The sequence below is a fragment of the Oceanibaculum indicum P24 genome (assembly GCF_000299935.1).
In the GTDB taxonomy this organism is placed as follows: domain Bacteria; phylum Pseudomonadota; class Alphaproteobacteria; order Oceanibaculales; family Oceanibaculaceae; genus Oceanibaculum; species Oceanibaculum indicum.
Genome location: NZ_AMRL01000026.1, coordinates 41005 through 51191, shown reverse-complemented (window position 1 = coordinate 51191; position 10187 = coordinate 41005). Strand labels below are relative to the sequence as shown.

General features: G+C 65.6%; 8 protein-coding genes. 3 read left to right on the top strand and 5 right to left on the bottom strand.

Annotation, left to right across the window (positions count from 1 at the left end; all coding sequences use genetic code 11):
* The 5 genes from P24_RS15865 to P24_RS15845 form a co-directional block, all read right to left on the bottom strand.
* Window positions 1-510: response regulator (locus tag P24_RS15865; RefSeq protein WP_008945759.1), on the bottom strand; the 510-nt coding region annotated here is incomplete at its 3' end.
* Window positions 510-875 carry a response regulator gene (locus P24_RS15860; RefSeq protein ID WP_008945758.1) on the bottom strand — a complete coding sequence of 122 codons (366 nt, stop codon included), beginning with the start codon at window positions 873-875 and terminating at the stop codon, window positions 510-512. The genes P24_RS15865 and P24_RS15860, both read right to left, overlap by 1 nt.
* 96 nt (window positions 876-971) lie before the next feature.
* Complete coding sequence (locus tag P24_RS15855; RefSeq protein ID WP_008945757.1) at window positions 972-1463, bottom strand: chemotaxis protein CheW; 492 nt, start codon at window positions 1461-1463, stop codon at window positions 972-974.
* 8 nt (window positions 1464-1471) lie between these two features.
* Window positions 1472-4213: a hybrid sensor histidine kinase/response regulator gene (locus tag P24_RS15850; protein WP_008945756.1), complete on the bottom strand. Its 2742-nt coding sequence runs from the start codon at window positions 4211-4213 to the stop codon at window positions 1472-1474.
* A 193-nt stretch (window positions 4214-4406) separates the two neighbouring features.
* On the bottom strand, window positions 4407-5060 hold the full coding sequence (locus tag P24_RS15845) for a histidine phosphotransferase family protein (RefSeq protein WP_008945755.1): 654 nt from the start codon (window positions 5058-5060) through the stop codon (window positions 4407-4409).
* Window positions 5061-5128: 68 nt separating this feature from the next.
* On the opposite strand from P24_RS15845, the gene P24_RS19430 reads away from it, so the two are divergent.
* The 3 genes from P24_RS19430 (at window position 5129) to fdhF (ending at window position 9949) form a co-directional block, all read left to right on the top strand.
* Window positions 5129-5344 (top strand): DUF3553 domain-containing protein, encoded by a 216-nt coding sequence (locus P24_RS19430; RefSeq protein WP_008945754.1) that lies wholly within the window; start codon window positions 5129-5131, stop codon window positions 5342-5344.
* 148 nt (window positions 5345-5492) lie between these two features.
* Window positions 5493-7184, top strand: coding sequence for an NAD(P)H-dependent oxidoreductase subunit E (locus P24_RS15840; RefSeq protein WP_008945753.1), 1692 nt, complete (start codon window positions 5493-5495; stop codon window positions 7182-7184).
* A complete protein-coding gene (fdhF, locus tag P24_RS15835) occupies window positions 7181-9949 on the top strand; it encodes a formate dehydrogenase subunit alpha (RefSeq protein ID WP_008945752.1) in 2769 nt (922 codons plus the stop codon). Before P24_RS15840 ends, fdhF begins: the two co-directional genes overlap by 4 nt.
* Window positions 9950-10187: the final 238 nt, after the last annotated feature.

The following is a 10187-nucleotide window of genomic DNA, read 5'->3' as shown; positions in this document are numbered from 1 at the left end:
GGGCCGCCGGTCAGCGCTGAAGCGCGCCGGCTGGGCAACCGATGGTGCCTTGCCGCCGCTGACCTTGCGGCGCGCGGCCCCCAGCACCTTAATCTTCTGCACCAGCTCGCGCTTGAAATCGGCGGCGGAGACCAGCGCCCCGGTGGTGGTCGGCTTCGGGATATAGTCCTTCGCACCGGCCTGCATGGCGCGCAAGCTGATATCAGCGTTCTTCAGCGTCAGCGTCGAGGACATGATGATCTGAAGATTCGGATTGATCTTCAGAAGCTTCGGCAGGGCCGTCAGCCCGTCCATGCGCGGCATCTCGATGTCCAGCACCGCGACCTCGATGTCGTTGCGCTCCAGCGCGCGCAACGCCATCTCGCCATCGCCGACCGAGGCAACGATCTCGATGTCCGGCTCGGCCGATATCACCTTGGTGTACAGCCCGCGGATCACCGCCGAATCATCGACCAGCATGATGCGATAGGGCGCGCGCCCCGCTCCGCCACCTGCGGCACCGGCGGGCATCAGATCAGCCCCACTTGCTGGAACTTCGACTGGATGATCTCGCCGTCGAAAGGCTTCATGATGTACTCGTTGGCGCCTGCCATCAGGGCTTCCTGAATGCGCGACATTTCGTTTTCGGTGGTGCAGAACACGACCACCGGCTTGTCGCCGCCTTCCATAGCGCGCAAGGCCCTCAGAAACTCGATCCCGTTCATCACCGGCATGTTCCAGTCAAGCAACACCGCGTCGGGCATATTCTGCTTGCACGCCTCCACGGCCTGCTGCCCATCGGCTGCCTCGGACGTCGCGAAGGAAAGCTGCTCCAGGATTTTCCGGGCAACCATGCGAACCACGCGGGAATCATCGACTATCAGACAGGATTTCATGGGACCGCTTCTATTGCCTCGGCTTGGCGTCTTTGATTTGCAAGAGAAAGGAACCGCCCTGGTGGCGACGGCCCCTTCCTGTCGTCATGCCCGGCCTCAGGCGGCCTGGGCGCGCGAGAAGTCGAGCAGCCGGTCGACGTCGATCAGCACCAGCAGCTTCTTGTCGAGCCGGGAAATACCGCTCGACACCTCGCGCCAGCGCGGCTCCAGCGTCGGCGGATTATGCTCGAACGCCTGGTTGGAGAGGTTCAGCACCTCGCCCACCTGATCGACCATCAGGCTATAGAGCTCGCCATGGCTTTCGACAACGACGCTCATTCCCTTGCTATCCGACACCGGCGGCAGGCCGAGACGGCGGCGCATGTCGACCGCGGTCACAATGCGGCCGCGCAGGTTCAGCGAACCGGCAATCTCCGGCGGCGCCAGCGGGATGCGGGTGATCCGCTGCGGCCCCAGCACATCGTGCACGACGAGCACCGGGAAACCGAACATCTGCTCGGCGACGAAGACAGTAACATATTGCCGGGTCAGTTCCGCTGCCGGGTCGAGGACCTCAGTGGACTGACGGGTTACAAGATCGTTTGCCATCTTCTACCTCACATGATCCCGATGGTCTGCGACAGGGTTTGCAGCAGAGCGTCGCGGTCGTCTTTCGCGACATAATCGTTGAAGCCGGCCTCACGGCCACGGTCGAGGTCGCGCGGGCTGGTGTGCGAGGACAGCGCCACCATCGGCACGTCCTGCCAGCGGCTCTCACGCACCGCCTTGGCGAAGTCGAAGCCGCTCATGCCCGGCATCTCGATGTCGCTGACGATGACATCGAAGTCGCGGCCTTCCTCGCAATAGGACAGGGCCGTGCTGGCATTTTCCGCCGCCGTGACCTCATAGCCCGCCACGGTCAGCAGCGGCGTCAGCAGGTTGCGGAAGAACGGGCTGTCATCGACCAGCAGCACGCGCTTGCCGGTCAGGTCCTTCTTTTCCTCCGGCAGCGTGGCATCGGCATCGAACCAGTCGGCGAAGGCCTGCGACAGGTAGTGGCCGGCGTCGATGACCTCGGTCGCCTTGCCGCCGATGATGGCGCTGCCCATCAGGCCGCGCCGCTCCGTCTTCATGTTGATCTCGATACGGTCCTCGATGATATCGACGATCTCGTCGACCATCAGGCCCATCGCCCGCTCCTTCTCGGCGAACACCAGCACCGGCTGGGTGCCCTCGGACTTCACCTGGTAGCCGTCGAAGATCGGGACCAGCGGCATCAGGCGGCCGCGATACTGCACCACCGGACGGCCATCCGACCATTCGACCTTGGAGCAGTCGATCTCCTCCAGGCGTGCCACCAGGGCCAGCGGCACCGCCTTCGGGCTTTCGTCGCCGGCACGGAACACCAGCAGCGAGGTCCGGGCGCGCGAGGCGCTGGAATCGATGGCCAGGGTCTCGTTGCGTTTGTCGTCCAGGGTGACGCCGATCTCGCCGGTCGCGGCGGCGATGCCGTTGGGATCGAGGATCATGATGACACTGCCATCGCCCAGGATGGTGTTGCCGGAGAACAGCGAGATGGAGCGCAGGATCGGCGCCACCGGCTTCACCACGATTTCCTCGGTGTCGAACACGCGGTCGACGATGATGCCGAAGGTATAGGTACCGACCTGGGTGACGACGATAAAGCTGTCGCGCTCGCCGTCCGTCTCCACCGCGTCCATGTCCAGCATCTTCGCCAGCGACACCAGCGGCAGCAGGCGGTCGCGCAGGCGCAGCACCGGCACGTCGTTCAGCATCTCGATCTGATGCTCGGAATTGTTCGAGGCGCGCACCAGCTCGACCACGCTGATCTGCGGGATCGCGAAACGCTCGCCCCGGCATTCCACGACCAGCGCGGAGACGATGGCCAGCGTCAGCGGGATCTTGATCATGAAGGTCGAGCCCTTGCCTTCCTGGCTGTTGAGCTCGATGGTGCCGCCGATCTTCTCGATGTTGGTGCGCACCACATCCATGCCGACGCCGCGGCCGGACACGGAGGTTACCTGCGCCGCCGTCGAGAAGCCGGCCTTGAAGATAAACTGCTGGATCTGCTGGGTGGTCATGCCCTCCAGGTCGGCCTCGCTGGCCAGCCCGTTCTGCAGCACCTTCTGCTTGATCTTCTCGATGTTCAGGCCGCGCCCATCATCGTTGATCTTGATGATGATGTGGCCGCCCTCATGATAGGCGTTCAGCGTGATAACGCCGGTTTCCGGCTTGCCGGCCGCCAGGCGGTCGGCAATCGACTCGATGCCGTGATCGGCCGAGTTGCGCACCATGTGGGTGAGCGGATCCTTGATCAGCTCCAGCACCTGGCGGTCAAGCTCGGTATCGGCGCCCAGCATGCGCAGATCGATCTTCTTGTTCAGTTCGTGCGACAGGTCGCGCACGATGCGCGGCAGCTTCGCCCAGGCATTGCCGATGGGCTGCATGCGGGTCTTCATGACACCGTCCTGCAGCTCCGACGTCACCTGCGACAGGCGCTGCAGCGGCACGGTGAATTCCGAATCCTTGTAGCGCCGCATGATCTGCAGCAGCTGGTTGCGGGTCAGCACCAGCTCGCTGACCATGGTCATCAGGTTCTCCAGCAGCTCGACCGAGACGCGGATGGTCTGGTTCGCGACCGAGGATTCCTTGCTCTCGTCGGCACTCCGCGCGACCTCGGTCGCGGGCTTGCTGGCAGCCGGAACGGCAGCCGGCTTGCTCGGCACGGCGGCGGCGACAGGCTCCTCTTCCTCTTCTTCCTCAGGCTGCGACGGCGCCATGTCTTCCGGCCCAGGGGTCGCCAGGAACACCGCCTCCAACTCGTCCAGCGACACCTCGCCCGGGCGCGTGCCGACCTCGCCTTCATTGCCGCCCATCGCGGCAGCCTCTTCCTCGGCGGCCATCACTGGCTCCTCGGCAGGCGCGGCGGCAGCGGCAGCCGTCTCTATGGTAACGGTGGTCTCGCCGGCGGCCATCGCGTCCAGGGCGGCGATCAGATCGCTGTCCTCGCCTTCCGGCTCGGCCTCGGTCTCCTCCAGCACCTGGATGATCATCTTGATCCGGTCGAGCGAGGCCAGGATCAGCGTCACCGCCTGCGGCGTCACTTCCAGCTCGCCATCGCGGAACCGGCCCAGCACGTTTTCGGAGGCATGCGCGACCGCTTCCAGTCGCGGCAGCCCTAGGAACCCGCAGGTGCCCTTGATGGTGTGAACGATGCGGAAGATGTTGCTGAGCAGTTCCGGATCGTTCGGGTTCTGCTCCAGGCGCACCAGCTCAACGTCCAGCGTCCCCAGATTCTCGACCGTCTCCGTCAGGAATTCGTTGAGCAGATCATCCATGCTAGACCGTCCTTACGTCATGTAGCCGCGAGAGCGCCGTCAGCGACGATTTCGCCACGGCCATATTAACCAATGAAGGCATACTGAAACAGGACCTTTAAAACTTAGTAAACGTGGCAAAATATTTTTTCGTAAAATCGTACATAATTGCAAATCGAGGCCTGACCAGCCTTTTCCGGGCCGATTCGCACAGCTACACGGTCAGGATGATTGCCCCGTTTTCCTTGGCGATGCGTATCTGCTCGCCACGCCGCGCGGCGATCAACCCGGCGAGATAGGCCGGTGCCGCACGGGGGTCGAGGTCTTCCGGCACAGCGGCCCCGGTCATGCCCGCCAGCAACGCCGCTTCCGTGCCACCCTCCAGCCGGGCATCGGCGCCGGCAGCGCGAATCTGCAGCACCGCATTACCATCGCCACCGTCAAGCCGCAGCACACCGCCACGCGGCAGGGATTCGGCGGCGATGATGGCCAGCAGCAGCACCAGCCGTGCAGCACCCGGCCCGGCGGGCAGGCGGTCCAGCGCCCAGTCCGGTCGCACCTTGCCTTCCTGCAGATAGGCGTCGAGCAGGCGGCGGCATTCTTCGGCCGGGAAATTGTCGCGCTCACCGGAGCTGCCAAAGGCGACGCGGAACAGGCTGAGCTTGGCCGACAGCTGGCGCGCGCTGCGGCCGACCAGCGCCATCGCCTCGCCGGTCATGTCATCCCCCGACAGGTCGTTTCCGGCCATATCTTCGCCGCCGAACTCCTCGACCAGCTCGATGCCGTTGACGATGGCGCCGGCCGGGCTGATGAGGTCGTGGCACAGGCGGGAGATCAAAAGATCCATGACCCGCGACTCGATCTGCATTCGCATCTCCTTTTGCTCTATCCTGCCCGCCCTGAATGCAATTGGCGAGGCGAGGCTTAGAAACCGACATGACGTCCGACCGACGCTACTCACCCTCATCGCCCTATCGCGGCGTGACCATCCTGACGCCCGGCATGCTTGTGCACCATCCCACCGAAGAGGATTGGGGCATAGGCCAGGTTCAGTCCGTGATCGGCAACCGTGTCACCGTGAATTTCGAACATGTGGGTAAACAATTGATAAATGGCGACGTGATTGCCCTTGTTCCGCTGGACGAAAGCTGACGGATCGCGCTAGGCCTAGTCAGCAAACGGACCAGAGGACACATAAGGTCCGGACAGATTGAGGGAGAAAGCCATGCCGCAGGACGGACAGAAGCCGTCAGGCGACGACGCAGCCATCGCCCCCGTAGCCCATCGGCCGGGGCGGCAAATGGGTCGTCTCGCGGGCCGTGATGGCGAGGCTGGCCAGCGCCGGGCCCGTGCCTTCGCCAAGGGCCGGCAGGTGGACCCCAAGGCCATTGTCGAACTTGACTGGCTGCTGGCGGACCGTCCGAAGAGCCGCGACCTGCTGATCGAGCATCTGCACGCCATCCAGGATCATTACGGCCATCTCTCGGCCCGGCATCTGGCGGCGCTGGCCCATATGATGCGGCTGCCGATGGCGGAAGTGTATGAGGTCGCCACCTTCTACGCCCATTTCGATGTGGTGAAGGAAGGCGAGGAGGCACCGGGCCTGACCATCCGGGTCTGCGACAGCCTGAGCTGCCGGCTGAACGGCGCGGAGGCGATCATCGCCGATCTGGAGGCTGATCCGCCGCGCGGCCGGCGCGTCCTGCGCGCGCCCTGCATGGGCGCCTGTGACAAGGCGCCGGTGGCCGCCTATGGCCGCATCCAGCTGACCGGCTGCACGGCGGAGATGCTGCGTGCCGGCGGTCCCTTCCCGCAGCCTGAGGCGGTGCCCTATGACAGTCTGGCAGCCTATATCGAGGGCGGCGGCTACGATCTGCTGCGCGATCTGCGCGACGGCCGGCTGAGTGCCGAGGACATCATCGCCCAGCTCGGCGAGGCTGGCTTGCGCGGCCTGGGCGGTGCCGGCTTCCCGACCGACCGGAAATGGGCGCTGGTGCGCAGCCAGCCCGGCCCGAAATATCTGGCGATCAACGCCGACGAGGGCGAGCCCGGCACCTTCAAGGACCGCTTCTATATGGAGCGCGATCCGCACCGGCTGTTCGAGGGCATGCTGATCGCGGCCACCGTCACCGGCTGCGAGGATATCTATCTCTATCTGCGCGACGAATATCCGCATCTGCGCGGCACTCTCGCCCTGGAACTGCATCATCTGCGGGAGTCCGGCATTCCCGGCGACATCCGCATCCATCTGCGGCGCGGCGCCGGCGCCTATATCTGCGGCGAAGAATCGGCGATGATCGAATCGATCGAGGGCAAGCGCGGCCTGCCCCGCCACCGCCCGCCCTATGTCGCGGAGAAGGGCATCTTCGGGCGGCCAACGCTGGTGAACAATGTCGAGACGCTGTTCTGGGTGCGCGACATTCTGCAGGACGGGGCGGAGTGGTTCGCCGGGCTGGGGCGGCGCGGCCACAAGGGCATCCGTGCCTTCTCCGTCTCCGGCCGGGTGCGCGAACCGGGTGTGAAGCTGGCGCCGGCCGGCATCACCGCGCGCGAGCTGATCGACGAATTCTGTGGCGGCATGGCCGAGGGCCACAGCTTCAGGGCCTATCTGCCGGGCGGCGCCTCTGGCGGTATCCTGCCGGAGAGCCTTGCCGACATCCCGCTCGATTTCGGTACGCTGGCCGAGCATGACAGCTTCGTCGGCAGCCATGCCGTCATCATCCTGTCGGACAAGGACAATGTGGCCGACGCGGCGCTGAACCTGATGCGCTTCTTCGCGCATGAAAGCTGCGGCCAGTGCACGCCCTGCCGGCTGGGTACCGAGAAGGCGGCGGCACTCATGGCGGCGCGGCAATGGGACGAGGCGCTGCTGGGCGACCTGGCACAGGCGATGCGCGATGCCTCGATCTGCGGGCTGGGGCAGGCTGCCCCCAACCCGATGATGAGCGTGCTGAAATTCTTCCCGGAGGACATTGCGGGGAAAAGGCCATGACGGACGCCATCCGCTTCACCTTGGACGGGCACGAGGTCGAGGCCGCTCCCGGCGAGACGATCTGGCAGGCCGCGCAGCGGCTGGGCACCGAGATTCCGCATCTCTGCCACAAGCCCTCACCCGGCTATCGGCCGGACGGCAATTGCCGCGCCTGCATGGTGGAGATCGAGGGCGAGCGCACGCTGGCCGCCTCCTGCATCCGTCAGCCCGCCGTCGGCATGAAGGTGAAGACCGCCTCCGAGCGGGCGAAGGCGTCGCGCCGGATGATCTTCGAGCTGCTGCTGGCCGACCAGCCGGCGCAAGAAAAGGCGCATGATCCGGCCAGCAGCTTCTGGCACTGGGCGCAGGCGATGGATGTGGCGGACAGCCGCTTCCCGGCACGGCCCGCCCGCCCGAAGCCGGATTCCAGCCATCCCGCCATCGCCGTCAATCTGGATGCCTGCATCCAGTGCAATTTGTGCGTCCGCGCCTGCCGCGAGGTGCAGGTAAACGATGTGATCGGCATGGCCGGACGCGGCCACGAATCGGAGATCGTGTTCGATTTCGCCGATCCGATGGACGACAGCACCTGCGTGGCCTGCGGCGAATGCGTGCAGGCCTGCCCGACCGGCGCGCTGATGCCGGCCAGCCTGCTGAAGGAGGATGGCCTGCCCGGCAAGCAGCCGGAGCGCGAAGTGGACAGCCTGTGCCCCTATTGCGGTGTCGGCTGCCAGCTGACCTTCCAGATCGAGGACAACCGCATCCTGGCGGTGAAGGGCCGCGACGGGCCGGCCAACCACAACAGGCTGTGCGTGAAGGGGCGCTATGGCTTCGACTATGTGCATTCGCCGGAACGGCTTACCAAACCGCTGATTCGCCGGGAAGATGCCCCGAAGGCGCGCGCGCTGGATGTCGATCCGGCCAACCCGCTGACGCATTTCCGCGAGGCAAGCTGGGAGGAAGCGCTGGAGGTAGCGGCAACCGGCCTCGCCCGGATTCGCGACACCCACGGGCCTGACGCGCTGGCCGGCTTCGGCTCGGCCAAGGGCTCGAACGAGGAGGCCTACCTGTTCCAGAAGCTGGTGCGCACCGGCTTCGGCACCAACAATATCGATCACTGCACGCGGCTGTGCCACGCCTCCTCGGTCGCCGCACTGATGGAGGGCATCGGCTCCGGCGCGGTGACGGCGCCGTTCTACGAGTGCGCTAATTCCGACGTCATCATCATCATCGGCGCCACGCCGACGGTGAACCATCCGGTCGCCGCGACCTTCATCAAGAACGCGGCCAAGCGCGGCGCGAAGCTGGTGGTCATGGACCCGCGCGGCCAGGGGCTGACGCGCCACGCCCATCTGCATCTGCAATTCCGGGGCGGCACCGATGTGGCGCTGCTGAACGGCATGATCCACACCATCATCGAGGAAGGGCTGACCGACCCCGCCTATATCGAGCGCTTTACCGAGGGCTTCGAGGAGCTGAAGGCCCGCACCACCGCCTTCACCCCGGAACGCATGGAAGGCGTGTGCGGCATTCCCGCCGCCACCATCCGCGAGGTCGCCAGGCTGTACGCGCAGGCCAAGGCGGCGATGATCTTCTGGGGCATGGGCGTCTCGCAGCACACCCATGGCACCGACAATGCGCGCTGCCTGATCGCGCTGGCGCTGCTGACCGGGCAGGTCGGGCGGCCCGGCACCGGGCTGCATCCCCTGCGCGGCCAGAACAATGTGCAGGGCGCGTCGGACGCCGGGCTGATCCCGATGTTCCTGCCGGATTACCGCCCGGTCGGGGATGCGGAAATCCGCGACAGCTTCGAGGCCGCCTGGGGGCGTGATATTGCCCCGCATGCCGGACTGACCGTGGTCGAGATCATGAATGCCGCCCATCGCGGCGACATAAGCGGCATGTACATCATGGGCGAGAATCCGGCCATGTCGGACCCCGACCAGAGCCATGTGCGCGAAGCGCTGGCGAAGCTCGACCATCTGGTGGTGCAGGAAATCTTCCTGACCGAGACCGCCGCCTTCGCCGATGTCATCCTGCCAGCGACCGCCTTCCCGGAGAAGGATGGCAGCTTCACCAACACCAACCGGCAGGTGCAGATTGGCCGCAAGGCCATCGACGCACCGGGCGATGCGCGGCCCGACTGGTGGATCATCCAGGAGATTGCCAACCGGCTGGGCCTCCGCTGGCACTACAGCCACCCGCGCGAGGCCTATGAGGAGATGCGCGGCCTGATGCCCTCGATCCGGGGCATCAGCTGGGAGCGGCTGGAGCGCGCGGGCTCCGTCACCTATCCCTGCGACAGCGCGGACGATCCAGGACAGGAAGTGATCTTCGGCGACGGCTTCCCGACGGAGAGCGGCAAGGCACGCTTCGTCGCCGCCGACATATTGCCGCCGGACGAGATGCCGGACAAAGACTATCCCTTCGTGCTGACCACCGGGCGGGTGCTGGAACACTGGCACACCGGCGCCATGACACGGCGCGCGACCGTGCTGGACGCCATCGAGCCGGAACCTTTCTGCCATCTGTCGCCGGCCGATCTGGTGGCAGCCGGTATCGAGCCGGGCGAGACGATCCGGGTGCGCACGCGGCGCGGCGCCATCGCGCTGAAGGCTCGCGCCGACACCGACATGCCCAGCGGCACGATCTTCATCCCGTTCTGCTATGCGGAGGCGGCGGCCAATTTCCTGACCAACCCGGCGCTCGACCCGTTCGGCAAGATACCGGAGCTGAAATTCTGCGCCGCGCGGGTGGAACGCACCAATCTGGAAGCGGCGGAGTAGCAGCGTTCCCCCTCACCCAGCTCCCCCAAGGGGGCGAGGGAAAAGAAATAGGAATCGCCTATCGGTGCCGCTTTCTTCAGCCGTCATTCCCGGCCTTGTGCCGGGAATCCAGGGTCCAGCCTGCTCCGGCGGCCATCCAGCGAGCGGAGGCCTAGACCCCCGCAACAAGTGCGGGGGTGACGGGCGGAGTAGGTGGCGACGGAATAGAGTGGGCGCGCAGCGTCCGGGTGAGGGGAGA

What these genes read in the sequence shown, in the direction of transcription:
- P24_RS19430 (WP_008945754.1), top strand. Translation starts at nt 5,129, where the DNA reads ATGACGTCCGACCGACGCTACTCACCCTCATCGCCCTATCGCGGCGTG.
- P24_RS15845 (WP_008945755.1), bottom strand. Translation starts at nt 5,060, where the DNA reads ATGCAGATCGAGTCGCGGGTCATGGATCTTTTGATCTCCCGCCTGTGC.
- fdhF (WP_008945752.1), top strand. Translation starts at nt 7,181, where the DNA reads ATGACGGACGCCATCCGCTTCACCTTGGACGGGCACGAGGTCGAGGCC.
- P24_RS15840 (WP_008945753.1), top strand. Translation starts at nt 5,493, where the DNA reads ATGGGTCGTCTCGCGGGCCGTGATGGCGAGGCTGGCCAGCGCCGGGCC.
- P24_RS15855 (WP_008945757.1), bottom strand. Translation starts at nt 1,463, where the DNA reads ATGGCAAACGATCTTGTAACCCGTCAGTCCACTGAGGTCCTCGACCCG.
- P24_RS15850 (WP_008945756.1), bottom strand. Translation starts at nt 4,213, where the DNA reads ATGGATGATCTGCTCAACGAATTCCTGACGGAGACGGTCGAGAATCTG.
- P24_RS15860 (WP_008945758.1), bottom strand. Translation starts at nt 875, where the DNA reads ATGAAATCCTGTCTGATAGTCGATGATTCCCGCGTGGTTCGCATGGTT.